Below are 26,297 nucleotides of genomic sequence, written 5' to 3'. Positions count from 1 at the left end.
TCAGGCCCGGCAGCGGGCGGCCAGCGCGCCGATCATCGCCCGGCAGGATTGCAGTTCCTCAATCAGGATGAATTCGTCGGGCTTGTGAGCACGACCGATATCGCCCGGACCGCAGATGATCGCGTCGATGCCTGCCGCCTGGAACAATCCGGCCTCGGTGCCGTAGCTGACCGCCGCGAGCGGAGGCGTTGCCGTGAGTTCAGTGAGCAAGGTGGCGAGCGGAGTATCTGCCGGGAGCGACAGCGCCGGATAGCTGCTGGTCTCGACCCAGTCGACGGCGAAGCCGCAGGAGGAAAGGGCACTGGCGGCAGCCTTCACCGGCGCAAGCAGGGCCGTCGGATCGACGCCGGCAATGGCGCGGGCCTCGAGTTCGGCAACGCAGCGGTCGGCAATGATATTGACGGCCTGCCCGCCGCTGATCGTGCCGACCTGAAGCGATGAGTAAGCAGGCTCGAAGGCCGTATCGAACGGCCCCTGCGTCAGCCGCTCGGCCTCCTCGACGGCGGCCGTGAGGATGGAGGCCATGGCATGCACGGCGTTGAGGCCGAGATCGGGACGCGAGGAGTGGCCGGAACGGCCGCCGATGGTGATGCGCGCGGCCGCCTTGCCCTTGTGGGCGAGGATCGCGCGCATGTTGCTCGGCTCGCCGATAATGGCGCCGGCAGGCGTCGCGCAGAGTTCCGGCAGTTTCGCGAGCATGTGCGGCACGCCGCGGCAGCCGGCCTCCTCGTCATAGGAAAAGGCGAAATGGATCGGCCGCGCCAGCGGCGCTCCCGCAATCTCGGGAACGGCGGCAAGCACGGCCGCGAGAAAGCCCTTCATATCAGAGGTGCCCCGGCCATAAAGGCGGCTGCCTTCGGCGCGCAGGCGGAAGGGATCGGAGGTCCATTCCGGTTCGCCGGCGGGAACCACATCCATGTGGCCGGAAAGCACATAGCCGGGCACATCGGCCGGACCGATGGTGGCGAAGAGGTTGGCGCGGTCGCCCTCCGGCCCGTCCAGCACATGGACGCGCGCGCCGTGGCTTTCGAGATAATCCCGCACCCAGCCGACGATTGCGCCGTTCGGCGTTCCGACGACGGAGGGGAAGGCGATGAGGCGTTCGAGTATTTCCGTGATTTGCATTGTCACCTCACAGCATGCCCGGCTTGCCGAGATCGGTGCCGTCGATCATGCGTTCATAGCGATAGGGTTTCGGGTCGACGCAAGGCTTGTCGCCGCGAACGAGATCTGCCGCCAGTTGGCCGGCCGCCGGGCCGATGCCGAAGCCGTGGCCGCTGAAGCCGGACGCGATGAACAGCCCGGGCTGCGACGCGACGGATGAGATGACCGGAATGGCGTCGGGTGTCGAGTCGACCATACCGCCCCAGCTTTCGGCCACCCTGATGCCCGCAAGCGCCGGATAGATCTCCTGAAGCTTCCGCAAGCCCTTGGCCACCAGATGGGCATCCGGCTTCGGATCGAGGATACGGGTGCGCTCGAAGGGCGAAATGCCGTCGGCGCTCCAGCGGATGATTGCCTCCGGCCCATCGAGGAACTGCCGGCCGATGCCGAATGTCAGTCCCTTGCGGCGAAGCTTGAAGGTCGGCCAAAACGGCTTCGCTTGCAGCAGTCCATAAGGCGTGATCTGCAATTGACCCTGTCCGCTGAGACCGACCGTATAGCCGCCGTCCAGCCGGCGGCGCAGCGTGACGTCCTGCATGGATACGCCGCCCTCGGTCACGGCCGGAGCCGCCGTCGTATAGAAGGAGGTCGATTTCACCGAGGCTTGCAGGAACCTGAAGCCGTGGTGGCGCAGGAACATGCCGCTCCAGGCACCGCCGGCAACCACGACCGCGGAGCAGCGGATCAGCCCCTGTTCGGTGACGACGCCCGACACGCGGCCGGCGGTGGTTTCAAAGGCGCGAGCGGCGCAGTTCTCGACGATCACGGCGCCGGCGCGTTGCGCGGCGCGGGCAATGGCGGGAACCGCAAGCTGCGGCTCGGCGCGGCCATCGGTCGGGGAGTGCACACCGCCGCGCCATGTGCGGCTGTTGCCCGGCAGCCGGGCGGAAACCTCCGTGCCTGAGAGCATGCGGGTATCGACCCCGAAACCATGGGCAATCTTGCCCCACTTTTCCCAGGTGGCGATGTCAGCGTCATTGTTGGAGGCATAGACGAGGCCGCTGCGCACGAAACCGGTTTCCTCGCCGGTCTCCGCATTCAGCGTTTCCCATATGCGGATGGCAAGCTGGGCAAGCGGCAGTTCGCGCGGGTCGCGGTTCTGCTGGCGGCACCAGCCCCAGTTCCGGCTCGACTGTTCGGCCGAGACGCGTCCCTTCTCGATGACGGCGACGGAGGTTCCGCGTCGGGCCAGATGCCAGGCGGTCGCGATGCCCGCCATGCCGCCGCCGAGGATGACCACATCGGCCTGGGGCGGGATCCTTGCGGCACTGTCGATGGAAGGAAGGGGAGGCGTCATGCTCGAACTCTTCATTCGTGGCTGCGGGCGGTCGAAAAGGCCCCCGACGGTTGTTTCTGCCCATGAAGCTTAAGGGCGGGGCGCCCGATTGCATGCCGAAAGCGGACTTGTTTTGGTGGATTGTTGTGTATGCTCGGCGCTCTCAAGCAATTTGTGTCGATGACGCCGGCGTATTCTTCGGGAAACTCAGTGAGATGCCGAATTCACCGGGTCGCGCGGCGCGGTACCGGAATGAACGGCACGGGAAAGGGAGATGGCGAATGGAACCCTCGGCGTCCGAGTCTCTGTTGGTCGATACATTTCAGGCGCGGATGGTCGATATCCACGACGCCAGTCTGGAACAGTTGCATGCCCTTTCCATCGCGGTCGGCTGGCCGCATCGGGCGGATGACTGGCAGTTCCTCAGGGAAATGGGTCAAGGGTTCGTGGCGCTGGACGAGATCGACCGTATCCTCGGCTCGGCCATGTGGTTCTCCCATGGCGACAGCTTCGCCACGGTCGGCATGGTCATCTCTTCCCCAAGGCTGCAGACCAACGGTACCGGCAACTGGCTGATGCAGCGGGTCCTGGCCGAGTGCAAGGAACGCGGACTTCGCCTCAATGCCACGCGCGCGGCGCGCCGTCTTTACCAGTCGCTCAACTTCGCGCCGGAAAAGACCGTCTACCAGTGTCAGGGCGAGGCAACGCGGCCGGCGACACCTGTGCCGCTTCCCGGGGGGGCGACGATTTCAACCCTGGGTCCCGAGCACCTGAACCGGGCGATCGAACTCGACGCCGGCGCCTTCGGCGTCGAGCGGCGTGTGCTGATGGAAAAGCTTTTCGAGCAATCCGTCGGCTACGGTCTCTTCCGTGAAGGCCGGCTCGAGGCCTTCGCCCTGTGTCGCCATTTCGGCCGGGGTCATGTCGTCGGCCCTGTTGTCGCCGGCGATGACGAGGATGCGATCGCCGTGGTCCAGCCGCATGTGCTCGACCACGAAGGCGCGTTCCTGAGGCTCGATACCCATCGGGACGGTGGCGCTTTCGCCACCTTCCTCTCCCATGCCGGCCTGCCGGTATTCGACACGGTGCTGACCATGTCGCTCTCCCATGGCAAAGCGGTCCCTCCGGTCGCGACATCCGAGGGACCTAAGACCTATGGCCTCGTCAGCCAGGCGCTCGGCTGAAACAGGCCGCCGGCCGCTGCATTCCACTGCGCCTTGCGCGGATCCGATGAATGTGGATGACGAGGGCTGAGCGTTTCTGGTGCGGCGGGACGAAGAGATTTCGGACTGCTGAAATGACTGAGATGAAACGTTGCAAGGCGCCGGCAGATCGAAATCCCTGCATCATTCGGTCCCGTTTTCGAAGTGGCACATGCAAATTCTCCGCGCGATTGTTCAGCCCCTTGTGCGAGCGATGTTCGACAGCCGACATCACGTCGCGTCTTGCCGCTCCATATGAGCGCAGCTTGTCGGTGAAGATCCGCTTCGGCGCCAAGCCTTGCTTCTTCAGCAGCCTGACCAGCAATCGCTTGGCAGCCTTGCTATCGCGCCGCGCCTGGACGATCTCGTCGAGAACATAACCGTCCTGGTCAACGGCACACCTGACACGGCATCACACTGCAATTTTCAGGAACGAGCGGGTCGAGATCCAGGAGGCCGGCAAACCCGATAATCCTTCGATTGTTGTCGATATTGCCGCCTGTTTCGCCTGCGCGTGCTATTCAGTTTTCAAGATCCAGCCATCTGGACCTCCGTCCGTAGCCATCGGTGCGCTGGATCCTCATCCAGATAGCGTGGCCAGACCATGACCTCACAAAGCGGTTGCATTTCGAAGGGTGCCGGAAACAGAGTAATCGGGAAACGCTTTGCCATCTCCTCTGCCATGCGCCGATGCATGGTTACGATCCGTCCCGTGCCGATGACCAGCAAGGGCGCGATGCTGAACTGGTCCACCGTGCATTCGACACGTCGTTGACGACCGTAGCGCGGGAGGAACCATTCCTCGAAGGCAAGGCTCGCTTGGTTGCCGAGACGTATGGAGATATGGCCTCGATCGAGATACTCCTCCATCGTCAACTTCGTGAGACCTTTAGCATGTTCTGCACACATCATGCAGACATGCTCATCCCGCAGAACTTCGATTTGAGGATGTTGAAGCCGGCTCGCATATTGCTCGGGGATGATTAGCATATCGATGGTTCCCCGCTCGAAGGCTTCCAAGACATCGACCGGCGTCCGCCGGATATCCAGCCGCATGCCCGGCGCGCTGGCAGCGAGACGCCGAACGGCCTCTGCCAAGAGAACATCGAGCATGTAGTCAGACGCGGCGACCGAAAAAGTCCGAGAAATGGCAGCGGGTTCGAAGATCGGCCGGATCGAAATGGCAGAACGTGTCCGCATCAGGGCATCGCGCACTGGACCAATCAGGCTCTGCGCCAGTGGCGTTAGCTCCATTCGTCGGCCGACCTGCACCAGAAGCGCATCACCGAAATAATCCCTGAGGCGAGCAAGCGCTGCGCTGGTCGCCGATTGGCCGATGCAAAGACGCTCGCTGGCACGCGTGACACTGCGTTCATCGAGCAGGGCATCGAGGGCCACGAGGAGATTCAGATCGAACCGATCCAGACGCATACGTTATGACCTCCAGCCATGTATTAACGCCATCGATACATGGAATGAATCTAATCTGATTTTCATTTCTTTGACAGACGTTAATTTTTCCCCGTCGCCCCGGCACTGGAGGATGGTGCCGCGGCTTGGAAAGAACCGATTAAGCGGCTTTCCTGGACTATCAATTGGGAGGGGAAATGAACATTTCGCGTTGGGCGGCTGTTGCCGCCGTTTCATTCTTGTCGACAGATGCCTTCGGCGCCGATGGCGACCAAGGGGGTGGTCAGCCACCGGCATCCGCCGTTGCTTTGTCCACTCTGGGAAATGCCGGCCTGCTCAGGTCGTATTTCGAAAGCGATCAGTTCGGTTCGGTCCAGTGGCGGGTCGGTCAAGGCCGCGTCACGATTGGCGCGGCCGAAACCTCAGGCCTGCCGGACAGCCACTATCGGGACGGCACGACCGACACCGTCGTGCCCCTGAATTTCATATTCGGCTTGCCGGGCGGTCAATCCGCAATTCGTCTCGGCGTGAGGGGCACGTTCTCGAATGGTGCCAACTATCCCGTGGAACTCGACGGTGGGACCGGTCGGGCGGATCTGCAATATCTCTATTTTCCAGATGCCCGCACGATGTGGGGCTTGGGAGGCTTCTACGAACAAACCGATCTCGACATTGAAGGGTCCGGGTCTGTCAAGCGATCAGCGGGTGGCATTCGCGCTGATTTTCTGAACGAGTTCAGCGAGCATTGGGGTGTCGCCGCAAGGGCGGAGTATTCTTGGGGCGAGTCTGATCTCAAGGTCAATGCCGGTCCGGGCCTCGTCATGGAGCACAAGCAGGGAGACGACCATCTCTACACGCAGGCCGAACTGATTGGGCAGTATCGCAGCGAGGATTTCGCGATCATCCCGGAAAACTGGGTTTTCCATCCGGTGCTTGGCATCCAGTTCCAGCGCAGCTTCATCGAGTCGACCGCCAACAGTTTCGGCGCCGTGTCGTCGGGCGTCGTCGGCTCGACCGAGGACTATGGCACGGCCTGGGCGCACATGCGGCTCGAAAAGGAAGTCCCGCCCGGCGGCTGGTCACCCAATTTCCTTCTCGGCGTCGAGCAGGAGTTCGTCAACGATCTCGACGTTGTTGTCGAAGAACCGACCTATGCCGTTTTCGGGGCAGGCATTTCCAAGACCTTCGGTCGGGGGAAACGGTTCGAGGTGTCCTATACCCGCCATCAGGGATTGGAAGGAAACCGGTGGAACGAGGCCATCGTCGGTACGCTGACGATGAGCTTTTGAAAGTTTGACAAGGCTGCCGCTCTTCGAGCGGTGGCCAACATCGAAGGGAGCCGCGCCATGGGCAGGAGACGGCGTGGAGGCAACGGGAACGATCAGCGTTCCGGGAGGATGCAATGACGAAACTGAACAGCTGGAGTGGTCAAGCGACCCTGAGCGTCGGCCACATGGCCGGCATGATCGACCTGGCGGCCTTGCCGCTATGGATCGGCAGTCTGATGAAATTCTATGGACTGGCGGCACCGCAGGCCGGGCTGACGGTAACCGCCTTTCTGGCTGCGGTGGTCGTTTCGAGTGTCATATTCGCGCCGATGTTCACCCGGTTGAGGCATCGCCTTTTCGCGTGTCTCGGCTATTGCGTGGCCGGCTGCGCCTTCCTGGTCGCGTCATGGCAACCAGTGTCACCGGACAGTCTTGTCAATTTCATGCTCCTGCATGCGGTGGCCGGCTTCGGCGTCGGCGCGGCGCTTTCTGTCACCCACGGGGCCATGGGACGCTCGGCCAACCCGCATCGCCTGTTCGGTATTGCCAACGTGGCGATGGGCATTCTGGCCGTCATCATGTTTGCGATTCTGCCGGGCATCATCGCCGCCTACGGCGGACAGACCATCTTTCGAGCCTTTGCCATCACCATGGCTTTCGGTGCCGTCGTGACGCTGCTGTTCTTCCCCGAGGTGCCGCAGGCTGAAGCGCCGGTGTCGGGCAAGCAGGCGGTAATCGTAAAGAAGCCTCTCTCCAAGGCCGCCTGGCTGACGATTGGCACCATCGTCTGCATCGCGCTCAACCAGGCAATGGTTTTCGCCTTCGTGGAGCGGATCGGTGACATGCGCGATTTCGGCGAAGGCGCCGTCCAGAACGTCCTGATCGTCACCGGTTTCGTCAACCTTTTGCCGGGCCTTCTCGCCGCCGTGCTGCAAAAGAAGTTCGCGCCGGCCGATGTCGGCATCGCCGGCCCCATACTTCAGGCGGTATTTGCACTCTCCGTGACCGGAGCAACGACCTACGCCGTCTTCGCGGTTCCTGCGACGCTCTACGTTGCGCTGGTGATCTTCACTCACACCTTCATGTTCGGTCTTCTGAGCCGCGTCGATGAGACCGGACGCGCCGTCGCCGCAACACCCGCGATGATGATGATCGGCTCCGCTGCCGGACCAGCACTCGGCGGTTTCATCGTCGCCGGTGTGGGGTATCCCGGTCTCGGCTGGGCCGTCACCGGATTTGCTCTCGTTGCGGTGATTTTCATGTTGATGACCCGTCGCGAGCTTGCGCGCCAACCAGAACAGGTGGCGGTCGTTGCCACCTGATTTCAAATCCTCCCAAAACTTGAGAACTGTCAAAGATTGGAGTTTGACATGAACCAGCACACAAATTTGAAGCCCGACCTGCAGTTTCCGGATGACGTCGTGTTCAACGGCTATGCCGCGCCGGTACGGATCGAAGGCCAAGTTCACGATCTTGAAGTCATCGGCCGGATCCCGCCGGAACTGGAAGGAATGTATATCCGCAACAGCGCCGACCACACTTACCCGCCACTGCATGGCAAGGACATCTTCCTAAACGGCGACGGCATGGTCCACTCTGTTCGCATCCAGAACGGCCATGCGGATCTCACCATGCGCTATGTCCGCACCCGCAAGTTCCAGCTAGAGCGTGAGGCCCGGCGCGCCCTGTTCGGCGCCTACCGCAATCCCTTCACCGACAGCCCGGAAGTGGAGGGCGAAGATGCCAATACGGCGAACACCTCCATCTTGTGGCACCATGGCAAGCTTTACGCCCTGAAGGAATCCGGGCGCCCTTATGAACTCGATCCCAACGACCTGACGACGCGTGGCGAGGTGGACTTCGGCGGCCAGCTGAAGAGCCGTACCTTCACGGCCCATCCGAAGATCGATCCCGTCACGGGAGAATGCGTGGCCTTCGCCTACAATTGTGAAGGTGTCGCCAGCGACGAGATCGAGGTCTACACAATCGACAGGGCAGGCCAGTTCACGCGCACGGAGCGCTTCAAGGCCCCCTACTGCTCGATGGTTCACGACTTCCTGGTGTCGCGCAATTTCATCGCATTCGTGATTTGCCCGATGGTCTGTGAATGGGATCGTGTGAAGCGCGGCGAATCCTACTGGCACTGGGACAGCCACAAGGAGACGTACATCGCCGTTATCCCACGAGATCGGGGGGTATCCGCCATCCGCTGGTACACGGCGCCAAAGGTCGCCATGCAGACTCATACCTTCAACGCCTGGGATGATGGAAGTCGGCTGGTGCTCGATCATTTCGTCAACGAGTCCGGCTGGCTCAGCCAGTTCCCGGACATCCATAACCCGCATGCGCATGAACTGCCGCCGTTCGGCGAACGCTGGATTGTCGACCTCTCCACGCAGGGGGGCGACGTCAAGGTGGAGCGCTTCATCGACCACATCGGCGAGATGCCGGTGGTCGATTCTCGCTTCTCAATGCGCCGCACCCGCCATTACTGGTTCGGCACCAATCATCCGGAAAAATGGCCGATGCTGCAGCCCGGTCCAAAGGGCCCTCCCTTCACCTGCCTCGGCCATTTCGACGAGGAAATGGGCAAGATCGAGCTCTTCTATGCCGGTCCCGACGCCTCGCCGGAAGAACCCTGCTTCGTGCCGCGTAGCGCGGACGCGGAAGAAGGCGACGGCTGGTTGATGACGATGGTCGGCCGTCGCGCCGAGAACCGCACGGACCTCGTCATCCTCGATGCACGCAATCTGGCCAAAGGTCCGGTCGCCATCCTGAAGTTCCCATGCCGCGTGCATGAGGGCTTCCACGGCATCTGGGTGCCGGGCACCGCGCTGGGCTCGGATCGCGGCTTCTAGGCCGCTTCCGGTTCATGCGCCGACCTCGGCTGGCGCATGAACTCAGGATCTGTTGGCTGTGATTTGGCGCAGGATGCTTGACCCCAATATCGGGCACGGGCTCGGCACTGACTGACCCGCTCTTGAAGGATGGCATGAGATGATTACGCTTTACGGCGACGTGACGAAAACGCGCGCAAACAGATGTAGCTGGATGCTGAACGAGATCGGGATCGAGCATTCCCGTGTGCCGCTCGCCTTCCGGCCCGGCGAAACCAGGCCACCGGAATTCCTGGCTCTCAATCCCAACGGCAAATGCCCGACCCTCGTCGACGGCGACTTCGTGCTGTTCGAATCGCTGGCGATCAACCTCCATCTGGCGCGACGGTATGGCGGCCTGCTCGGGCCGCAAACCCCGGAGGAAGATGCGCTGATGGCGCAATGGTCGCTCTGGGTTGCGACAGAAGTGGAGAAGCCGCTGCTTTTGACATCTGCCGCCAGATACCTTTTCGCGCCTTGCGAGCCGGGAGGGGAAGAGGAGGCCATTGCGTTGAAGAAGCTCGCCCGCCCTTGGTCGGTTCTGGATGCGCATCTGAGAGATCGAGACTTCATTATCGGGGACAGGCTGACGGTAGCCGATATCAATGTCGCCGCCGTCATGCATTTCATCCCCATCGCGGGCGTGGACGTGTCACACTGGCCGGCGATGAAGCGCTGGCTGGAAGCCTGCCTTGAGCGTCCTGCCGCAATCGACCTGAGGAGTGTGGACTTCCGCGTTCCCAGACCCTCGACCTCGCGGGATGTCTTCGCGATGTTCCTTTGATTCCACCGCCTGTGCGGCGCAGATAGTCCCTCAATTCACGGAGTTTGTAAGATCATGCTGCCCCTGTCCAAGGCCAACCAGATCATCGATTTAGCGCTTGAAAAGGCGAGGGCGGAGAACTTCGCGCCTCTGGCGGTCGCAGTCCTCGACGCCGGTGGCCACTTGGTCGCCTACAAGCGCGAGGATGGCGCCGGTATCATTCGTTTCGACATCGCTTTCGGCAAAGCCTGGGGATCGCTCGGCATGGGTTTCGGTTCGCGCGAACTGACGGAACGTGCGGAGAAAAACGCGACCTTTATCGGTGTGCTCTCGACCGTGAGCGGCGGGCGAATGGTGCCGTCACCGGGGGGCGTCCTGATCCTCGACGACAACCGTATCGTCGTGGGGGCCGTGGGAATATCGGGAGACGTTGGTGGCAACGACGAAATCTGTGCCGTGGCCGGCATCGAGCTGTCGGGCTATGCGGCGGCCACCGGTATTCCGAAATAACAACAAAATACGGAGGATCGAACATGAAGATTGAATTGCTGATCGACGGCAAGCAACGGTTCGCGGAAGGCTGCCGGAGCTATGATCGTCTGGATCCGGTCACGGGCGAGGTGGCCACCACTGCGGCGGCGGCGAGTGTCGCCGACGTCAGGCTTGCCGTCGAATCGTCTGCTCGTGCCTTCGAGACATGGTCCAAAACGGGGCCTGGGGAGCGGAGAAAGCTCTTGATGAAGGCTGCGGACATCATGGATGCCAAGGCCGGGGACTTCATCGCGGCGATGATTTCCGAGACGGGTGCGACGGGCCTCTGGGCGGGCTTCAACGTCAAGCTCGCAGCCGGGATGATCCGTGAGGCCGCCGCTCTCGTCACCCAGATCGGCGGCGAAATCATCCCGTCCGACAAGCCGAATACGCTTGCCATGGGCGTACTGAAGCCGAAGGGCGTCTGCCTTGGGATCGCGCCCTGGAACGCGCCGGTCATTCTCGGCACGCGCGCTGTCGCTGTACCGATTGCCTGCGGGAACACGGTGGTGCTCAAGGCCTCCGAACTCTGCCCGGCGACCCATCGTCTGATCGGCGAGTGCTTCGCCGAAGCCGGCATGCCAGAGGGTGTCCTCAATGTCGTCACCAACAAACCGGAAGAGGCAGCGGAGATCGTTGAAGCGCTGATTGCCGATCCGCGCGTACGCCATGTCAATTTTACCGGTTCTTCGAAGGTTGGGCGGATCATCGGCCGGCTCGCCGGCGAACACCTCAAGCCGTCGCTGCTCGAACTCGGCGGCAAGGCGCCGCTGGTCGTCCTCGACGACGCCGATATCGACGGTGCGGTCAATGCGGCAATCTTCGGTGCGTTCATGAATCAGGGCCAGATCTGCATGTCGACCGAACGGATCATCGTCGATGAGAAGATCGCCGACGAGTTCGTTGACAAGCTGGCGGCGCGTGCCGCCGCCCTTCCCGCCGGAAATCCGCGTGAGCATGTGGTGCTTGGCGCGCTGGTAACGCCGGAAGCGGCCTTGAGGATGGAGACGATCATGGCGGATGCGACGGCCAAGGGCGCCAGGATCGTTGCCGGTGGCAAGCGCGACGGGGCCATTGTCGAAGCGACCGTCATCGACCACGTTACCCCCGACATGACGATCTATTCGGAAGAGTCGTTCGGGCCGGTCAAACCGGTCATCCGTGTGAAGGGCGAGGCTGAGGCGATCCGTATCGCCAACGACACCGAGTATGGATTGTCGTCGGCCGTCTTCAGCCGCGATGTCCAGAGGGCCATGCGCGTAGCCGACCAGATCCAGTCGGGTATCTGCCACATCAATGGCCCGACCGTCTCCGACGAGCCACAAATGCCTTTCGGCGGCGTCAAGGCCTCCGGCTATGGTCGCTTTGGCGGCAAGGCCGGGATTGCCGAGTTCACCGACCTGCGCTGGGTGACGATCGAAGACGCCCGGCAGCATTATCCGTTCTGATCCGCTGGCCGGGGTGGCCCGGACGCGGGCACCCTGCCAGCGCCGGATCGGCGCGGACGATGCTGGCCTTGCACGCCTTGTCAGCTGGTTCCATCGGCCTGCAGGTCGGCCCTGATGAATTCGGCCGTCTGCTCGTAGTGTCGCTGCAACAAACGCACGGCTTCTTCCGTATTGTGTTCGAGAACCGCCTTTGCGATGTCGGCATGTTCCTGGCTGACCTTGCGCACCCGGAACGCCTTGCGGCTGGAGAGCGCGCGATAGCGGTTGAGGCGATCCGCCAGCTGCTCGCAGAAGCCGATCAACGGGCGCGAGCCGCAGCCGCCGATCAGAAGCGCGTGAAAGGCCCGGTGCAGCCGCTCCCATTCCGGATTGCTTTCGAAACGGTCCGGATTGAGCGAGCGGGGTGCCCGGTCCAGCCGGTGATGCGCGACGAGAAGGGCTTCCTCCCACGCCGGGTTGGAGTTTGCGATTGACTCGCGCAGGGCAAGCCCCTCGACCCAGCATCGGGTTTTCGTCAACTCCCCCAGCTCTTCCAGGCTGATCGGTTTGACGAAGAATCCGCGTTGCTCTTTGCCGATCACCAGGTCCTCGGTGGTGAGCCTGTTCAGCGCCTCGCGCAAGGGCGTCTGTCCCGCCTCGTAATGCTCCATCAGAAAACGCAGCTGCAGCTTGCGGCCTGGCTCAAGCCGCGCCGAGAGGATATCGGCCTTCAGCCGCTCGTAGATGCTCGTGGCAAGCGTAGCGGGGCTATCCAGTCCCTTGTTCAGCGCATCGACGTTCATGTGGCTCCCACCGGTCAAATCGGTTTTTATATACACGAATATATCGAAATCTCAAAATTTATAAATTATGCCTTTACCGATCGAAGTTTGTATATTATTTGGATGATGAACACAGGAGGAGAGTGTGGGCGAGGAAAAGGCAAAACGCTTTAGAAGCGGTTGCGGTTGCGGCGGCATCGACGTTCACTGTCATGTGGTGCCGGCTCGGTTTCCGCATGCCCCCGGCGGCGCGTCGATCCGCGGCTGGCCTACCATGACGCCCGTCAGCGACTGCCACGCGACGGTCATCATCGACGAAAAGCCCTATCGTGCCGTCAGCGATGCCTGCTGGGTTGCTGAACGGCGGCTGGAAGACATGGACCGCAGCGGCATCGACATGCAGGCGCTGTCCCCGATGCCGGAACTCTTCGGCTACTGGATCGATGCGAAACCGGCCAACGACCTCGTGCGTCACGTCAACGACGTGATTGCGGCGCTGATCGTGAAAGGCAAAGGTCGCTTCGTCGGGCTTGGCGGCCTGCCGATGCAGGACATAGACCTTGCAATCGTCGAACTGCATCGCATCGTCGGCGAACTCGGTTTCCGGGGCGTTGAGATCGGCAGCAATATCAACGGCGTCCCTATCGGCGACCCGCGCTTTCATCCGTTCTTCGCGGAAGCGGAGAAACTGGGCGCCGCCGTCTTCGTTCACGCAGTGCGGCCGACCGGCATGGACCGCCTCGTCGGTCCGGCACCGCTGCAGCAGGTTCTCGCTTATCCGACCGATGTCGGCCTCGCCGCCGCGTCCGTCATCACCGGTGGGCTGCTGTTGAAATTCCCGAAGCTGCGGATCGCCTTCAGCCACGGCGGCGGCACCTTCGCCTCGCTGCTGCCGCGCCTGGAACAGGGTTATTCCACCTTTCCGGCCGTCACGGAAATCATGCCTGAAGCGCCTTCGGCGCAGGCGCGGCGCCTCTACGTGGATACGCTCGTCTTCGACCGGGATACGCTGCAGCGCATCGTCGCCATCTTCGGTGAGGATCGCGTGCTGCTCGGTACCGACTACCCCTTCAATTTCCGTGAAAAGGAACCCGTCGGCCGTATCGAGGAAGCCTTCGTCGATACGGGCCTTCGCGAGCGCCTGACATTTGAAAATGCGCGAGCCTTCCTCGCGCTGGATGAGGTTTGACCCGATGACAGACTTTCCCGTCTCTGCCCTGCGCAGTGTGGAACTGGGCACGCCCGATCTCGCCGGCTCCGTCGACTTCTATACCCGCGTCTGGGGTCTGGAAGCGGTGGCCGAAGTCGGTGACAAGGTCTTCCTGGCGGCAACCGGTGACGATTTTCATGTTCTGGAACTGAAGCAGAGCGACCGTGCGGAACTGCGCAAGATCACCTTCCGCGTCCGCTCCGCCGAAGACCTGGCATCGCTGTTTGCCAAGACCGCCGCTGCAGGCTGCACCGTGATGCGCGAGCCCGAAGCCGCCGACGCGCCCTCCGGCGGCACCCGTTTCGTCATCCGTGAGCCGCAGGGCTCGGTGCTTGAGTTCGTTTTTGGCGACCAGCGCAGGCAAGGCGCGATCGTCGCCAACCGGCCTTATCGCCTTGCCCACGTCAACATAAACAGCGCCCACATCGAAGCGTTGTCGAGCTTTTACAGGGATGTCCTCGGCTTCCGCCTGACGGACCGCTCCAAACTCATGGCCTTCCTGTGCTGCAATACCGACCATCACGCGGTGGTCTTGGCGGAAGCCCCCTCGAACGGCCTGAACCACGTGGCATTCCTGATGCCGGATCTGGAATCCGTGATGCGCGGTTCCGGACTGGTCGTGGACAAGGGGTATCCGATTGGCTGGGGTGTGGGGCGGCATGGGCCGGGTGACAATGTTTTCGCCTATTTCATCGATCCGCAGGGCGTGGTGATCGAATACACCGCCGAGGTCCTGCAGGTCGATGACGGCTACCGTGTCCGAGGGCCGGAAGAATGGGTGTGGCCGCCCGGCCGCACCGACCATTGGGGCATTGCGCCTCCGAAAAGCGACGCCTGCAAGAAGGCGCAGATTTCCATCGGATTTTCCGGCGTCTGACACCGCCGATCCAGTTTGCAGAGGCTTTCCCGTGACGAACGAGACCGATATTTCGAACCGTTATGACGTGCTGGTGGTGGGCTTCGGCCCGGCCGGTGCGGTCGCCGCCGGCATGCTTGGCGCGCGCGGTCACTCCACGCTGGTCGTCGACCGGCTGACCGAGATCTACGACAAGCCGCGCGCCATCGCGCTCGACCATGAGATCATGCGGCACTTCGATAACATGGGCATTGCCGATTCCGTCCTGCCCTATATCGCACCCTTTACCGCGTCCCAGCACTTCGGCGCCGAGGGACAGCTCATTCGCCGCATCGACATGGTGCCGGAGCCCTATCCTCTGGGCTACACGCCGAGCATGGTATTTACCCAGCCGCCGGTTGAGGCCGTGATGCGGAAGCACGCCGAAAGCTTCGATTGCGTGACCGTCGAGCTTGGAATGGAAATGACCAGCCTCGATCCGCACGCGGATGAGGTCGTCGCGGTGCTGAAGGATGCTTCCGGCGAGACCCGCAAGGTGGCCGCGAAATACGTGATCGGCTGCGACGGGGCCTGGAGTCAGGTGCGCGAGCAGTCGGGCATGAAGTTCGAGGATCTTGTCTTCGACGAGCCTTGGCTGGTGGTCGACGTTCAGGTTCATGAAGACGCGCTTGGCAAGCTGCCGCAGACATCCGCGCAGTTCTGCGACCCGGCCCGGCCGACCAGCTACGTCATGGGGCCAAAGAACCATCGCCGTTGGGAAATCATGCTCCTGCCGGGCGAAAACCCGCGCGAAATGGAAAAGCCGGACAATGTCTGGCAACTGCTGTCGCCCTGGCTGACACCGGAGGACGGCAATCTCTGGCGCGCTGCCGCCTATCGCTTCCACGCCTTGGTGGCCGACGACTGGCGCCGTGGCCGCGTCCTGATTGCCGGCGACGCCGCGCATCAACAGCCGCCCTTCATTGGACAGGGCATGTGCCAGGGCCTGCGCGATGTTTCCAATCTCGTCTGGAGGCTCGACCGCATCCTGAAGGGCAAGTCGTCCGAGGACCTGCTCGATACTTACACCGTAGAGCGCAAGCAGCATGTGCGCACGCTCACCGGCAAGATCAAGGCCATTGGCCAGACCATCTGCGAACGCGATCCGGAAGCGGCTGCCGCGCGCGACGCCAAGATCCTCGCCGAGGGTGGCGGCAAGCCGCTCACCATTACCCGTCAGGAAATCGTCCCGCCCATCGAGGATGGATTGATCGCAAAAGAGGGCACCCCGGCACGGGGGCTGCTCTTCCCGCAGCCGGCCATCGTTAAAGGCGATTCTCCGCGCCTGTTGGATAAGTTCACCGGACCGGAGTGGCGGCTGATTCTCGACGGTCGCCGGATCGGCGCAGGAGAGGGCGAAGCACTGGCCAAAGCGATCGACGGCATCGTAGTCAGGGCCGTTGTCCCCCAGGGCGAAAAGAACGCCGACCCGACAGCGCTGCGCGAGAAGGACGGTGTGCTTTCCGCCTGGTTCGACCGGCATGGCGTCATCGCAGCCCTTGTCCGTCCGGACCATTACGTGTTCGGAGCGGCAAGATCGCTCGCCGATCTCACTGAACAGCTTTCGGATCTGCACCGGCGTCTCGCATGAGGCGCGGCGCGATCCGCTGATGTCATCTTGTTACGGTTATTGGGAGGGAAACATGACCGATTCAGCAGTCCAGAAAGGAAGTCCTTGGCGTCCGTTTGCGGTGCTCGTCCTGCTCTTCCTATTTCAAACCCTAAACTTCTTCGACAAGCTCGTCTTCGGCCTATCGGCGGTGCCGATGATGAAGGAGCTGCAGATCACGCCGCAGCAGTTCGGCCTGATCGGCAGCAGCTTCTTTCTGCTGTTTTCGATCTCGGGCGTGCTTGTTGGTCTGTTCGTCATCGGTCGCGTACCGATCAAGTGGATCCTGGTGGCGCTTGCAGCGATCTGGTCGCTGACCCAGATCCCGATCTATTTCACCAGTTCCGTGACGGTTCTGGTGGTCTGCCGTATCCTTCTCGGTCTTGGCGAGGGACCGGGTCTGCCGACAGCGCTTCATGCAGCCCATAACTGGTTCAGTCCGGAGAAGCGAAGCGTTCCAAGCGCTGTCGTTCTGCAGGGCATCAGTGTCGGCCTGCTCGCGGGCGGTCCAATCCTTACCTACATCATTGTGCAGTATGGCTGGCGAACCGGCTTTCTGTTCTGCGGCGTCATCGGCATCTGCTGGATTGTCGCCTGGATGTTCATTGGCGGCGAAGGCCCTTACGCGGCGAGCAACGAAAAGACCGCCGCAAGTCAGCCTTCCGAGGCACCAATCCCCGCCCGCAAGCTGTGGCTCGATCCGACCGTCATCGGTGTCATCATCATGTCGACCATGTCCTACTGGATCGTCGGCATGTCCGCGACTTGGCTGCCGCCATTCCTGCAGCAAGGGCTGGGCTATAGCCAGGTGCAGACCGGCAGCGTGATTTCCGCGGTGTATATCTTCCAGTCGCCGCTTCTGCTGATCGGCTCGTGGATCGCGCAGCGGATGCTTCAGCGCGGTGTCAGCAAGCGTAAGACGCTTGGCAGCGCCTCGGGTTATGCCCTGCTCGTCAGCGGTCTCGCCCTGATCGGCTCCGTCCATGTCAGTGGCGTGTTGCAGCTTGTGTTGATTGCGATCGCCTTCGCGGCACCGAGCCTCACCACCATTTATGGCCCGATCACGCTCGGTGCCGTCGCTCCGGCCGTTCAGCGCGGCAAGCTCATCGTGGTCATCTATTCCGCAAATGCCGTCTCGGCCCTCGCATCGAATGCGATCACCGGCATGATCGTCCAGCAGGCCGGTCCCGAGCATCTGCCTGAAGGCTATGCGAACGCGATGATGTTCACGGCCGCAATCCTTATCATCGGTGCGATTTCTGCCTTCGCGTTGATCTTCCCGGACCGCACCATTCAGCGTTTCAGCGAGCGAAGCCGCGTTTCGGATCACATGCAGCGGGCTTGACGGCCCGCCGCTTCCAAGCACTCAAGGAGAAGACAATATGAGACTGTCAACTGTCAGAATAGCCGGCCGCGCGACTTGGGGCGTGGTCGATCAAGATAGCTTCCGCGACGTCGGAACCGTGCTCGCCAGCCGTTATGCCGACCTCAAGGCAGCCATTGCGGCCGGCCTGGCAGGCGTGGCGGAGGCTGCTGCCTCCGCCGTCGCGACACCGCTTGCGGATATCGAATGGCTGCCCGTCGTCCCTAACCCGGACAAGATCCTCTGCGTCGGACTGAACTACGAAATGCACCGCCAGGAAACCGGCCGTTCCGAGGTCGAGAACCCGACCATTTTCGCGCGTTACGCCAATAGCCAGATCGGTCATCTGGCGCCGATCGTGCGCCCGAAGGTATCGACCGATCTCGATTACGAAGGCGAACTTGCGATCATCATCGGGAAGCCCGGCCGATATATTTCGCGCGACGAAGCGCTCAGCCACGTCGCCGGCTATGCGATCTACAACGATGGCAGCATCCGCGACTTCCAGCGGCATACGCATCAGTTCACCCCGGGCAAGAATTTCCCTGGTACTGGCGCATTTGGTCCCTGGATGATGACGCCGGATGAACTCGGCCCGCTGCCGGATCTGCGGATACAGACACGCCTCAATGGCCAAGTGGTGCAGGATGCGACCTTTGGCCAGATGATATTCGATATCGCCCGCCAGATCGAATATTGCTCGAGCTTTACCCGTCTCGAAGCCGGCGACGTCATTGCCAGCGGAACTCCGGGTGGCGTCGGTGCCAAGCGCAATCCGCCGCTCTGGATGAAGCCGGGCGATGTCGTCGAGGTCGAGATCGATCGCCTCGGGATTCTGCGCAACCCGATCACGGACGAAGCGCACTGACAGAAATTGTTGTGCGTGCCGGTCGGTAGAGGTGGCCGCCCCTCCGTCGGTGTCGACAATACGCTCGACCGGCACCGACATCACCTATATCCGGACCTGCGAGGGGTTTGCCTATCTGGCGGTCGTCATCGATCTCTATTCCCCTCGCGTCATCGGTTGGGCAATGCGGTGCCGTCAAATCACGCACGTCGTGATGCAAGCTCTGTTCATGGCGGTTACGACCGCGTTTTTGAGAGACCCAGTTTCCCGACGACCCGCAACGGCTATCGGTTGATGCTAGCCTGGATGCGGACATTCGGTGAGTTGCAGCATATCGTTGAACGGGCCTGCGGGGTCGGCCCAGCGCACTTGCCGAGGTTGTGGCAATGCTCGCGCGCAATCGCCACGTCAAAACCGCGTAACTGGGGCATAGGAAAGCATCCTCCAGCCACTCGGAATTCTTGCAACAGAACCCTTTGGGTTGCCTCGATTTGAGATCGTGGCAGGCGCAATGGGCCTGGGCGGTCTTGGCACGCTCGCGGACGCCGGTTCCAGACCCCGGAACCGGCAGAGATCGTAAATCCACTCGGACACACCTGCACCGCAGCCAAACTTGGGACTCAATCCGTCTACTCGTACACGATACGCGGGAAATAGAAGCTGACCACCCAGTTCGGCATGTCGACGATTTCGCTGATCCTGAGATCGGCGCAGACCGAACACAGCATGTAGGCGTCGACCGGGTTCAGTCCGTGTTCGGCACAGATGAGGTCGATCATGCGTGAGACGGCCTCGCGGGCGGCGGTCATCAGGTCCGGGCCTATTCCGGTCGTCACCTCGTAGCCGGCGCCATCGAGGTGGCGGGTCACTGGCCCCGGCGTGGTGAAGCGGCCGTTCTTCCCGAAACCCTTGAGGACGGGATCGCCGGGTGCCCCATCCCTCCCGTCATAGTCCAGGCGCTGGGTGATGCCGAGCGGAGCAAGGGTTGCGGTGTAGAAGGCAATCGAGTGTTGGACGCTTCGGAAAAGGTGAGGATGATGTGATCGAGCATCGGGAGCCTCCCTTTTCAGATGATGTAGCCGCCGGCTACTTCGATGTCCTGGGCGTTGACGTATCGGTTGTCATCCGAGAGCAGGCCGGCGATGGCATTGCCTATATCGTCCGGCTCGCCCACGCGGCCCAGCGCGATCATCCCTGCGAGCATGGCTTCAAACTCCTCGTTCAGGCCGCCGCCCAACTCGGTGCGGATGGCGCCGGGCGAGATGGAATTCGCCCGGATCTTCCGGTCGGCAAACTCCTTTGCCATATAGCGGGTGAGGACTTCGAGGCCGCCCTTGAAGGACGCGTAGGGCGCCACGCCGGCAAAGGCGACGCGCTTGGTGGCGCTGGTCAGGTTGATGATATGGCCGCCGTCGGCGATCAATGGCAGCAGGGTCTGTGTAAGGAAGAACGGACCTTTCAGATGCACGGCGAACAGGCCGTCGAACTCCTCTTCGGTGACGCCGACGATCGGATTGTAGAGGCCGTGGCCGGCATTGTTGACCAGGAAATCGAAGTCGACGCGGGCGAAACTTGTCCGCAGAACGGATGCGACCTTGTCCCGAAACTCGACGAAAGAGCCGACATCGCCGACATCGAGCTTGAGTGCGACAGCGGCGCCGCCGCCAGCCACGATCGAGGCGACGACCGCGTCGGCCGCAGCCGGATTGCTGTTATAGGTGAGGATAACGCCCATGCCGCGTGCGGCGCAAATTTTTGCCGTGCTGGCGCCAATGCCGCGGCTGCCGCCGGTTATGATGACCACCTTCATTTCGCTTCTCCATTGTGTCTGTGACGATGTCCAACGGATAATCGCAGCCTTGAAGAGGCGCTGTCCGGATTCTCTTTCGTTATTGCCTATTTCTGCTTCACGCTTGCGGCGGGGCGACGGCCATGCCAGAAATCCGGCCATGAATGACAAGCTCGAAGAATTGAGATCGTTGGCCGCGAGGGCTGAAAATCGCCGCACCGAGACAGGAATTCCTCGCGTCGCGATGGTTCAGGGACGGATACCGGAACACCAATTGGCCACCGTCTATGAACCGATGGTCAACCTGATTCTCTCCGGGTCGAAGACAATGACGGTCGGAGAGCGCACCTTTCGCTATGATCCCGCGACCTATTTCGTCATGTCGGTGGATCTGCCGGCTGTCGGCTCGGTCCATCCAGACGCAGACGGCCGACCTTATCTGGCCGTCAGCCTGACGCTCGATCCGCACGTGGTCGGCAATTTGATTACCGATCTTCCAAAGCCTGTCGGTGGGACGCTCCGTGATGGGGGCTTCTCGGTGGCTCCGATCACTGACGACATGTTGGATGCCTGGCTCCGTATGCTGAGATTGATGCTGCGCCCCGACGAGATCGCGGCGCTGGCGCCGGCCTATGAGCGCGAGATCCTGTTCCGTGTGCTGCAGGGGCAGTTGGGCTGGATGCTGCGTGACATCGCGCTGCCGGAGACGGCACTGTCGCGTATCGGCGTTGCCATCCGCTGGATCAGGGAGAATTTCTCCAGCCCGCTGCGGGTCGATGACCTCGCTGGCATGGCGGCGCTGAGCGTTTCCGCGTTCCATCGTCATTTCAAGGCGGTCACCGCGCTTAGCCCGATCCAGTATCAGAAGCGGGTGCGTCTGCTTCATGCCCGTTCAATGCTGCTGGCAGGGGAGGGCAACGCAACCTCTGTCGCCTTCCGTATCGGCTATGAGAGCGCAAACCAGTTCAGTCGGGAATATGCCAGATTGTTCGGCCGCCCACCCCTGAAGGATATCGCGAACCTGAGCCAAGCGCTGGGACGCAACGCAGCCTGACTTCATGCGGCCGGAACCGGTAGCCCGAAGGCGGATTCTGCTCCGCCTTCGGGCTGTGGCTTACGCGCTAGCGAAGTCGGTCGACATCGAAACGGTGCGCCATTCGGCGAGAATGGCAGCGTCCTGCGCGTGCTTCTTTTCAATCGCGGCCACAGTGTCGCTGCCGAGCGGCAGGCGCACCGGCGGATTGGGAGCTTCAGCGAAGGCGATCAGGACCTCCGCCAGCTTCTGAGGATCGCCGGGTTGATTATGGCTGAGCCCCGCCGCTATCGTGCGCACCTTGCCGGCGGTCGCTTCGTAGTCGCCGATGATGTTGCCGCTGACCGACAAGGACGAACTGTCGAGGAAATCGGTGCGGAAATAGCCCGGTTCGATGACGGTGACATGGATGCCTAGCGGCGCCAGTTCGTCATGCAGAGCTTCGCTCAGCCCTTCGACGGCGAATTTGGTCGAGGAGTAGACACCGAAGCCTGCTGCGCCGCGATAGCCGCCGATCGATGAGATATTCAGGATGCGACCTGAGTGGGCCCGGCGCATGACGGGCAGGACGGCGCGGGTCACGTTGAGGAGGCCGAAGACATTGGTGCGATAGACAGCCTCTATTTCGGATGCCGTCGCCTCCTCGACAGCGCCCATCAGTCCGAAACCGGCGTTGTTGAGCAGGATATCGATCTGGCCGAAGCGATCGATCGCGGCTTTCACAGCTGCGGCCGCCTGCGTGTCGTCGGTCACGTCGAGGGCGACCGGTAGCAGGTTGGGGTGCTCGCCGAACCGATCGGTGATCGCTTTGAGATTGCGGGCGGTCGCGACGACGGCATCGCCCTGTGCGAGCGCGCGTTTGGTGACGAGGGCGCCAAAGCCACGCGAGGCGCCGGTGATGAACCAGATTTTCATGAGAATGTTTCCTTGATGTTGTGTTGATGAGGAAAGTGGCGTGCGGGGCCTCAGAGGCGCGGCGACGTCATCGTGCAGAATGTCAGTTCCATCTCGCGGGCCGGCAGTTCTGGAAAGCGCGCCATGACGGCTTCGGTGTAAGGTTGCTGGAAATGCGCATCGAGATCGGCGCGCGATCGCCAGTTTTCATAGAGAATCCAAACCGTCGGATCATGGTTGTCGCGGTGCAGGTGAGGTGGAGACCCTGTTCGGAAAGGCTTCTGGACAGACCGGCAAGGCGATCGGCATTGCGCGCGGTGAGCACGACATGCCAGCCTTCCCGACCGAATTTCTCCGCGACGGCCTGCCCGATGCCCTGGCCTGCGCCGATAATCATGATGGAGTTCGTCATGGGATGTTCTCCTGATGTGCTGGCTATCGAGATGCCGTGACGGCCAGCCGGGTGAGAAAGGGTCACGGCAGGACTTCTGCCAGCTCGATCAGATTGCCGAAGGGATCGCAGAAGAAGGCGAGGCGGCGGCTGATTGCCAAAAGCTCGAACGGCTCGGTGACGATGGTGACGCCGCGTGCCCGCAGTTCCTCGAGAGTGGCGTCGACGCTTGCGACATTCAGGCAGAAATGGTGGTAGCCGGCATAATTGAGGCTATCGCCGAGATCGGTATAGGGGCGGACGTCTTTCGGCGACGGATCGCCGCCGCCCAGGATTTCCACATAGAAATGGTCGTCGGTGGCGGGCGCCAGATAGGCGAGTTGTTCGTCGGCATAGTCCCATTCGGCGACGACGCGAAAGTCGAGCTTCTCGACATACCAGCGCTTGGCGGTTTCGAGGTCCGGCGTGCGGACGGCGACGTGATGACCACGCATGTCGGCGAAGGGCGATGCAGTGTTGTGGGCGGCAGGAATGAAGTCGGCCATTGTCTTATCTCCTATTTTGTCCGGCGCCAGCGCCGGCTTGCGAGGAGAAATCTGGATCTTTTCGACGATCAGGATTAGAGAGATAATCCTCTTCTCAATGATGAGCAAGATTTGATAATGCGTAGCACGGATCTCTCTGAACTGGCGGCCTTCGACGCAGTTGCCCGTCACCGTAACTTTCGTCGCGCCGGCGAAGAGCGCGGGGTGACGGCTTCAGCCATCAGCCATGCGGTGGGCAATCTGGAAGCGCGCGTCGGCATTCGCCTGCTCAATCGCACGACCCGCAGCGTGTCGCTGACTGATGCCGGCGCAATGCTACATGCGCAACTGTCGCCGGCTTTCGGGGAAATCGGCTCGGCGCTGGATGCGCTCAACCAGTTTCGCGACACGCCGTTTGGAAAGGTTCGCATCAATGCGCCCAATTCAGTCGCGCCTTTTGTCTTCCGATCGGTGATTGGTCCGCTTATCGCAGAAAATCCAGGTCTCCAGCTGGAAGTCGTCGCGACCGACCGCCTTGTCGATATTGTGGAGGAGGGGTTCGATGCCGGAATTCGGCTTGGCGAGAGCCTGCGCGATGGCATGACGGCTGTGAAAATCAAGCCGCGGCTGCGCTTTGCCGTCGTCGGTTCCACGGCTTATTTCGAGCGTCATCCGATCCCCAAAACCCCGGAGGATTTGCGTCAGCATGCCTGTATCCGCAATATCTATCCCAGCGGCAAACCCTATGCGTGGGAGTTCAGCCGCGCCGGCAAAATCATCGAGTTCGAGCCGAACGGAACTCTTTCGCTGGACGATCACGAACTGATGGTCGAGGCGGCTCTATCGGGCGTGGGACTGGCTTATGTCTGGGAGGAACGGGCGCGTCCCTATGTTCAGAACGGCAGCCTGATCGAATGCCTGGCATCCTGGCGTGCGCCCGAGGACTGGCTCTATCTCTATTACCCGACGCGAAAATACCTTTCGGCCGGCCTGCGCGCCGTCATCGATGCGCTCCGTGTTTGAAAGGACTGGTGCGCCGACGGTTCGGTTCCCGTCACGACCTCCGGTCTTCAGACGAAATAACTTGCTTCGAACAGTCAAGTATATGTTGCGCCGTGTTGGTGTGCAATCTATGAAGGAAACACCGACGGCGACAAACAAATGTTTTGAGTTCCAAATGCCCCTGGAGCGGATCAAATGGCGACGGGTACCTCATCGAAGAGATGATTTTATCTTCCCGGATTCGCTGCAACAGAGGCGGGGGAGTCAATAGGCTTGCCTGCCATTCTGAACGCCATTTTTGCTGCCCATCGGCGCTCCCTGCTGTGGACCGTCATGCGCATTGTGCGCGATCCGCAGACGGCGGAAGATTTGGCGCAGGAAACGTATCTGCGGGCCCGCAAGGCGGTCGCGAGCGGCCGGGTCGAGCATATCGAGGGCTTTCTTCACCAGACGGCGCGCAATCTTGCGCTCGATCATCTCCGGCGCCGAAAGACCCGGTCAGGGGCCGAGTTGGAGGGGCTGGACGAAGCTTTCCTGGCCAGCGTCTCGGCCGACATTCCCTCCATCGAGCAGGCCCTGATCGAGAAGCAGATGTTCGGCGTCTTCCAGCAGGCGCTTGCTGCCTTGCCGAAGCGCGCGCAGGCCGTGCTGGTCCTCAGCCGCATCGAAGAGTGGTCGAATGTTCGTATCGCTGAACATCTCGGCATTTCTGAACGTACGGTCTTCAACGATCTGAAACTCGCCATGGCCCATTGCCGGGATGCCATGGCGCGTCTGGACGGGAAGTGAGCAACAGGATGGCGCTTCCTTCAACCGTCTCGACCGAAGAAGCTACCGTGAAGGGAGCCCGGCTGTCCGTTCCAGCAAAGAATTTTGCCGGGTTTGACGTGCTCATGCGTCAAGGTATCAGGAACCCGCAAACAGGCTTCGATCGGATGGGCTAAGTGGGACATCAGGACGCGCAGGACAAGGACCGAATGGTCAGCGACTTCAGCCATGCCGATCCTGTGGCGGATCAGGCTCTGGACTGGTACGTGCGGCTGCGCGATGGCAAGCCGGATGCGGCGACCCGCGCCGATTTTCTCGCATGGTTGGCGGAGGATCCTCGCCATGAGGAGGAATATCGGGGGCTCCAGATCCTGTGGAACTCGAAACCCTTCCTCAATGCGGTGAAAGCACTGCCTGTCGACCGGTCCGAGCTGATGCGACCGAGACGCCGCAGCTGGCCGCTGCGGGTTGCTGCTCTGGCCGCTTCGGTTCTGCTAGCTGCGGGCATCTGGCAATATTCGTCGCTGACGGTCGCGTTCCAGGCAGATTACATCACGGCGACCGGAGCCCAGATGCACATTCCCCTGCCGGATGGTTCAACGATGCTGCTGAATACCGACACGGCGGTGGCGCTCGATTTCGATGCCGGCCGGCGTCATGTCCGCCTGCTACAGGGCGAAGCCTTTTTCGATGTCGTTCACGATCCCGCTCACCCCTTTACCGTCAGCGGCCAATACGGCGAGGTGGAAGTGCTGGGCACCGCATTTGCCGTCAGAACCGGCGCTGACGAAGATGAGGTCGTGCTGGAGCGAGGCCGCGTGCAGGTTCTCTGTCTGTGCGATGGCAAGGACAAGGCGGTGCTGGCGCCGGGTGAGACGGTCAGCATCACGGCGTCGGCCGTGTCGCCCGTTCATGCGGCTGACCCATCCGCGACGCTTGCCTGGCGCGAAGGCCGTATCATCTTCGAAAACGCGCGTCTTGGAGATGTTCTCGAAGAGCTGCGCCGCTATCATCGCGGAGCAATTCTCGTGGCGGACGATCGGGTGAACCAGATGAAGGTCACCGGCAATTATCGCCTCGACGATGTCGAAGGTGCGGTTCGGACTCTCGCCGACGCGGCGGAGGTTGGATTCTACCGCGTTCCCGGCGGGCTTATAATCCTTCGATAAGCTCTCAACTTTTTTTGCCGGTTTTGAAACCCTGCTGCGTCCTTGCTGACGGAGGGGTTGGAAATGCGTGGCGCGCGGCCAATCCCATGTCTTGAATGAGGGTA

24 protein-coding genes and 4 pseudogenes are annotated in these 26,297 nt (G+C 61.7%); 17 read left to right on the top strand and 11 right to left on the bottom strand.

All coding sequences use genetic code 11. The features are described 5' to 3' along the window. Both argE and ACLBKR_RS22665 read right to left on the bottom strand, forming a co-directional pair. Positions 1 to 1,125 carry an acetylornithine deacetylase gene (argE, locus tag ACLBKR_RS22670; RefSeq protein WP_113446818.1) on the bottom strand — a complete coding sequence of 375 codons (1,125 nt, stop codon included), beginning with the start codon at positions 1,123 to 1,125 and terminating at the stop codon, positions 1 to 3. A 7-nt stretch (positions 1,126 to 1,132) separates the two neighbouring features. Beyond that, a complete protein-coding gene (locus ACLBKR_RS22665) occupies positions 1,133 to 2,461 on the bottom strand; it encodes an NAD(P)/FAD-dependent oxidoreductase (RefSeq protein WP_113446819.1) in 1,329 nt (442 codons plus the stop codon). A gap of 260 nt (positions 2,462 to 2,721) precedes the next feature. On the opposite strand from ACLBKR_RS22665, the gene ACLBKR_RS22660 reads away from it, so the two are divergent. After that, positions 2,722 to 3,624 (top strand): GNAT family N-acetyltransferase, encoded by a 903-nt coding sequence (locus tag ACLBKR_RS22660; protein WP_113340085.1) that lies wholly within the window; start codon positions 2,722 to 2,724, stop codon positions 3,622 to 3,624. Here the strand turns inward: ACLBKR_RS22660 and ACLBKR_RS22655 are convergent. Further along, positions 3,594 to 4,039 (bottom strand): annotated as a pseudogene (locus ACLBKR_RS22655) (IS6 family transposase); the annotation flags it as partial. The gene ACLBKR_RS22660 and the pseudogene ACLBKR_RS22655 overlap by 31 nt on opposite strands. Before the next feature lie 131 nt (positions 4,040 to 4,170). Next, positions 4,171 to 5,073 (bottom strand): LysR family transcriptional regulator, encoded by a 903-nt coding sequence (locus ACLBKR_RS22650; protein ID WP_113446820.1) that lies wholly within the window; start codon positions 5,071 to 5,073, stop codon positions 4,171 to 4,173. A 176-nt stretch (positions 5,074 to 5,249) separates the two neighbouring features. Between ACLBKR_RS22650 and ACLBKR_RS22645 the strand changes: the two genes are divergently transcribed. The 6 genes from ACLBKR_RS22645 (at position 5,250) to ACLBKR_RS22620 (ending at position 11,938) form a co-directional block, all read left to right on the top strand. After that, positions 5,250 to 6,341, top strand: coding sequence for a hypothetical protein (locus tag ACLBKR_RS22645; protein WP_113446821.1), 1,092 nt, complete (start codon positions 5,250 to 5,252; stop codon positions 6,339 to 6,341). A 113-nt stretch (positions 6,342 to 6,454) separates the two neighbouring features. Then, complete coding sequence (locus ACLBKR_RS22640; RefSeq protein ID WP_113486430.1) at positions 6,455 to 7,642, top strand: MFS transporter; 1,188 nt, start codon at positions 6,455 to 6,457, stop codon at positions 7,640 to 7,642. A 48-nt stretch (positions 7,643 to 7,690) separates the two neighbouring features. Continuing rightward, positions 7,691 to 9,178: a carotenoid oxygenase family protein gene (locus tag ACLBKR_RS22635; protein WP_113486428.1), complete on the top strand. Its 1,488-nt coding sequence runs from the start codon at positions 7,691 to 7,693 to the stop codon at positions 9,176 to 9,178. 139 nt (positions 9,179 to 9,317) lie between these two features. Further along, positions 9,318 to 9,980 (top strand): glutathione S-transferase family protein, encoded by a 663-nt coding sequence (locus tag ACLBKR_RS22630; protein ID WP_112829710.1) that lies wholly within the window; start codon positions 9,318 to 9,320, stop codon positions 9,978 to 9,980. A gap of 54 nt (positions 9,981 to 10,034) precedes the next feature. After that, positions 10,035 to 10,469 carry a GlcG/HbpS family heme-binding protein gene (locus ACLBKR_RS22625; protein ID WP_112829711.1) on the top strand — a complete coding sequence of 145 codons (435 nt, stop codon included), beginning with the start codon at positions 10,035 to 10,037 and terminating at the stop codon, positions 10,467 to 10,469. Positions 10,470 to 10,492: 23 nt separating this feature from the next. Further along, positions 10,493 to 11,938 (top strand): aldehyde dehydrogenase, encoded by a 1,446-nt coding sequence (locus ACLBKR_RS22620; protein ID WP_113486426.1) that lies wholly within the window; start codon positions 10,493 to 10,495, stop codon positions 11,936 to 11,938. An 80-nt stretch (positions 11,939 to 12,018) separates the two neighbouring features. Here ACLBKR_RS22620 and ACLBKR_RS22615 read toward each other — a convergent pair whose 3' ends face one another. After that, a complete protein-coding gene (locus ACLBKR_RS22615; RefSeq protein ID WP_113426675.1) occupies positions 12,019 to 12,720 on the bottom strand; it encodes a GntR family transcriptional regulator in 702 nt (233 codons plus the stop codon). Between the two features lie 124 nt (positions 12,721 to 12,844). Here ACLBKR_RS22615 and ACLBKR_RS22610 point away from each other — a divergent pair, with 124 nt between their 5' ends. The 6 genes and pseudogenes from ACLBKR_RS22610 to ACLBKR_RS22585 form a co-directional block, all read left to right on the top strand. Further along, the gene (locus ACLBKR_RS22610) at positions 12,845 to 13,888 is read left to right on the top strand and encodes an amidohydrolase family protein (RefSeq protein WP_113426676.1); all 1,044 of its coding nucleotides are present in this window, start codon (positions 12,845 to 12,847) and stop codon (positions 13,886 to 13,888) included. Between the two features lie 4 nt (positions 13,889 to 13,892). Continuing rightward, on the top strand, positions 13,893 to 14,786 hold the full coding sequence (locus ACLBKR_RS22605) for a VOC family protein (RefSeq protein WP_113426684.1): 894 nt from the start codon (positions 13,893 to 13,895) through the stop codon (positions 14,784 to 14,786). A gap of 31 nt (positions 14,787 to 14,817) precedes the next feature. Further along, positions 14,818 to 16,395: a bifunctional 3-(3-hydroxy-phenyl)propionate/3-hydroxycinnamic acid hydroxylase gene (locus ACLBKR_RS22600; protein WP_113446824.1), complete on the top strand. Its 1,578-nt coding sequence runs from the start codon at positions 14,818 to 14,820 to the stop codon at positions 16,393 to 16,395. A 52-nt stretch (positions 16,396 to 16,447) separates the two neighbouring features. Beyond that, complete coding sequence (locus ACLBKR_RS22595; protein ID WP_113340076.1) at positions 16,448 to 17,758, top strand: MFS transporter; 1,311 nt, start codon at positions 16,448 to 16,450, stop codon at positions 17,756 to 17,758. Between the two features lie 37 nt (positions 17,759 to 17,795). Further along, positions 17,796 to 18,644 (top strand): fumarylacetoacetate hydrolase family protein, encoded by an 849-nt coding sequence (locus ACLBKR_RS22590; RefSeq protein ID WP_112829717.1) that lies wholly within the window; start codon positions 17,796 to 17,798, stop codon positions 18,642 to 18,644. Between the two features lie 30 nt (positions 18,645 to 18,674). Further along, positions 18,675 to 18,861: pseudogene (locus ACLBKR_RS22585) on the top strand (DDE-type integrase/transposase/recombinase); the annotation flags it as partial. Between the two features lie 391 nt (positions 18,862 to 19,252). On the opposite strand, the pseudogene ACLBKR_RS22580 reads toward ACLBKR_RS22585, so the two are convergent. Together ACLBKR_RS22580 and ACLBKR_RS22575 are read right to left on the bottom strand one after the other, a co-directional pair. Beyond that, positions 19,253 to 19,513 (bottom strand): annotated as a pseudogene (locus ACLBKR_RS22580) (acetamidase/formamidase family protein); the annotation flags it as partial. Between the two features lie 176 nt (positions 19,514 to 19,689). Next, positions 19,690 to 20,433, bottom strand: a complete 744-nt coding sequence (locus ACLBKR_RS22575) for an SDR family oxidoreductase (protein WP_113466136.1) — start codon at positions 20,431 to 20,433, stop codon at positions 19,690 to 19,692. 139 nt (positions 20,434 to 20,572) lie between these two features. On the opposite strand from ACLBKR_RS22575, the gene ACLBKR_RS22570 reads away from it, so the two are divergent. Then, positions 20,573 to 21,466: an AraC family transcriptional regulator gene (locus ACLBKR_RS22570; protein ID WP_112829719.1), complete on the top strand. Its 894-nt coding sequence runs from the start codon at positions 20,573 to 20,575 to the stop codon at positions 21,464 to 21,466. Between the two features lie 60 nt (positions 21,467 to 21,526). Here ACLBKR_RS22570 and ACLBKR_RS22565 read toward each other — a convergent pair whose 3' ends face one another. The 4 genes and pseudogenes from ACLBKR_RS22565 to ACLBKR_RS22550 all read right to left on the bottom strand — a co-directional run bounded on the left by ACLBKR_RS22565 (position 21,527) and on the right by ACLBKR_RS22550 (position 23,275). Beyond that, entirely contained in the window at positions 21,527 to 22,360 is an 834-nt protein-coding gene (locus ACLBKR_RS22565) for an oxidoreductase (RefSeq protein WP_113486418.1), read from the bottom strand. A 50-nt stretch (positions 22,361 to 22,410) separates the two neighbouring features. After that, positions 22,411 to 22,557 (bottom strand): putative quinol monooxygenase, encoded by a 147-nt coding sequence (locus ACLBKR_RS22560; RefSeq protein ID WP_414902238.1) that lies wholly within the window; start codon positions 22,555 to 22,557, stop codon positions 22,411 to 22,413. 86 nt (positions 22,558 to 22,643) lie between these two features. After that, positions 22,644 to 22,736 (bottom strand): annotated as a pseudogene (locus ACLBKR_RS22555) (SDR family NAD(P)-dependent oxidoreductase); the annotation flags it as partial. Between the two features lie 77 nt (positions 22,737 to 22,813). Beyond that, complete coding sequence (locus ACLBKR_RS22550; RefSeq protein WP_112829884.1) at positions 22,814 to 23,275, bottom strand: VOC family protein; 462 nt, start codon at positions 23,273 to 23,275, stop codon at positions 22,814 to 22,816. A gap of 117 nt (positions 23,276 to 23,392) precedes the next feature. Here ACLBKR_RS22550 and ACLBKR_RS22545 point away from each other — a divergent pair, with 117 nt between their 5' ends. From ACLBKR_RS22545 to ACLBKR_RS22535, 3 genes are all read left to right on the top strand, one after another. Further along, entirely contained in the window at positions 23,393 to 24,277 is an 885-nt protein-coding gene (locus ACLBKR_RS22545) for a LysR family transcriptional regulator (protein ID WP_113446828.1), read from the top strand. Positions 24,278 to 24,529: 252 nt separating this feature from the next. Continuing rightward, on the top strand, positions 24,530 to 25,045 hold the full coding sequence (locus ACLBKR_RS22540) for an RNA polymerase sigma factor (RefSeq protein ID WP_414902144.1): 516 nt from the start codon (positions 24,530 to 24,532) through the stop codon (positions 25,043 to 25,045). 155 nt (positions 25,046 to 25,200) lie between these two features. Next, positions 25,201 to 26,193 carry a FecR family protein gene (locus tag ACLBKR_RS22535; RefSeq protein WP_113446829.1) on the top strand — a complete coding sequence of 331 codons (993 nt, stop codon included), beginning with the start codon at positions 25,201 to 25,203 and terminating at the stop codon, positions 26,191 to 26,193. Positions 26,194 to 26,297: the final 104 nt, after the last annotated feature.

Source organism: Paenirhizobium cremeum (genome assembly GCF_047553425.1).
GTDB classification, from domain to species: Bacteria; Pseudomonadota; Alphaproteobacteria; order Rhizobiales; family Rhizobiaceae; genus Allorhizobium; species Allorhizobium cremeum.
This window is presented reverse-complemented; position numbering and strand designations above follow the sequence as displayed.

Bases quoted from the DNA above. Each gene is read 5' to 3' on its own strand.
- ACLBKR_RS22640 (WP_113486430.1), top strand. From the start codon at position 6,455: ATGACGAAACTGAACAGCTGGAGTGGTCAAGCGACCCTGAGCGTCGGC.
- ACLBKR_RS22620 (WP_113486426.1), top strand. From the start codon at position 10,493: ATGAAGATTGAATTGCTGATCGACGGCAAGCAACGGTTCGCGGAAGGC.
- ACLBKR_RS22590 (WP_112829717.1), top strand. From the start codon at position 17,796: ATGAGACTGTCAACTGTCAGAATAGCCGGCCGCGCGACTTGGGGCGTG.
- ACLBKR_RS22630 (WP_112829710.1), top strand. From the start codon at position 9,318: ATGATTACGCTTTACGGCGACGTGACGAAAACGCGCGCAAACAGATGT.
- argE (WP_113446818.1), bottom strand. From the start codon at position 1,125: ATGCAAATCACGGAAATACTCGAACGCCTCATCGCCTTCCCCTCCGTC.
- ACLBKR_RS22625 (WP_112829711.1), top strand. From the start codon at position 10,035: ATGCTGCCCCTGTCCAAGGCCAACCAGATCATCGATTTAGCGCTTGAA.
- ACLBKR_RS22665 (WP_113446819.1), bottom strand. From the start codon at position 2,461: ATGACGCCTCCCCTTCCTTCCATCGACAGTGCCGCAAGGATCCCGCCC.
- ACLBKR_RS22605 (WP_113426684.1), top strand. From the start codon at position 13,893: ATGACAGACTTTCCCGTCTCTGCCCTGCGCAGTGTGGAACTGGGCACG.
- ACLBKR_RS22660 (WP_113340085.1), top strand. From the start codon at position 2,722: ATGGAACCCTCGGCGTCCGAGTCTCTGTTGGTCGATACATTTCAGGCG.
- ACLBKR_RS22595 (WP_113340076.1), top strand. From the start codon at position 16,448: ATGACCGATTCAGCAGTCCAGAAAGGAAGTCCTTGGCGTCCGTTTGCG.
- ACLBKR_RS22635 (WP_113486428.1), top strand. From the start codon at position 7,691: ATGAACCAGCACACAAATTTGAAGCCCGACCTGCAGTTTCCGGATGAC.
- ACLBKR_RS22570 (WP_112829719.1), top strand. From the start codon at position 20,573: ATGAATGACAAGCTCGAAGAATTGAGATCGTTGGCCGCGAGGGCTGAA.
- ACLBKR_RS22565 (WP_113486418.1), bottom strand. From the start codon at position 22,360: ATGAAAATCTGGTTCATCACCGGCGCCTCGCGTGGCTTTGGCGCCCTC.
- ACLBKR_RS22550 (WP_112829884.1), bottom strand. From the start codon at position 23,275: ATGGCCGACTTCATTCCTGCCGCCCACAACACTGCATCGCCCTTCGCC.
- ACLBKR_RS22615 (WP_113426675.1), bottom strand. From the start codon at position 12,720: ATGAACGTCGATGCGCTGAACAAGGGACTGGATAGCCCCGCTACGCTT.
- ACLBKR_RS22645 (WP_113446821.1), top strand. From the start codon at position 5,250: ATGAACATTTCGCGTTGGGCGGCTGTTGCCGCCGTTTCATTCTTGTCG.
- ACLBKR_RS22545 (WP_113446828.1), top strand. From the start codon at position 23,393: ATGCGTAGCACGGATCTCTCTGAACTGGCGGCCTTCGACGCAGTTGCC.
- ACLBKR_RS22575 (WP_113466136.1), bottom strand. From the start codon at position 20,433: ATGAAGGTGGTCATCATAACCGGCGGCAGCCGCGGCATTGGCGCCAGC.
- ACLBKR_RS22650 (WP_113446820.1), bottom strand. From the start codon at position 5,073: ATGCGTCTGGATCGGTTCGATCTGAATCTCCTCGTGGCCCTCGATGCC.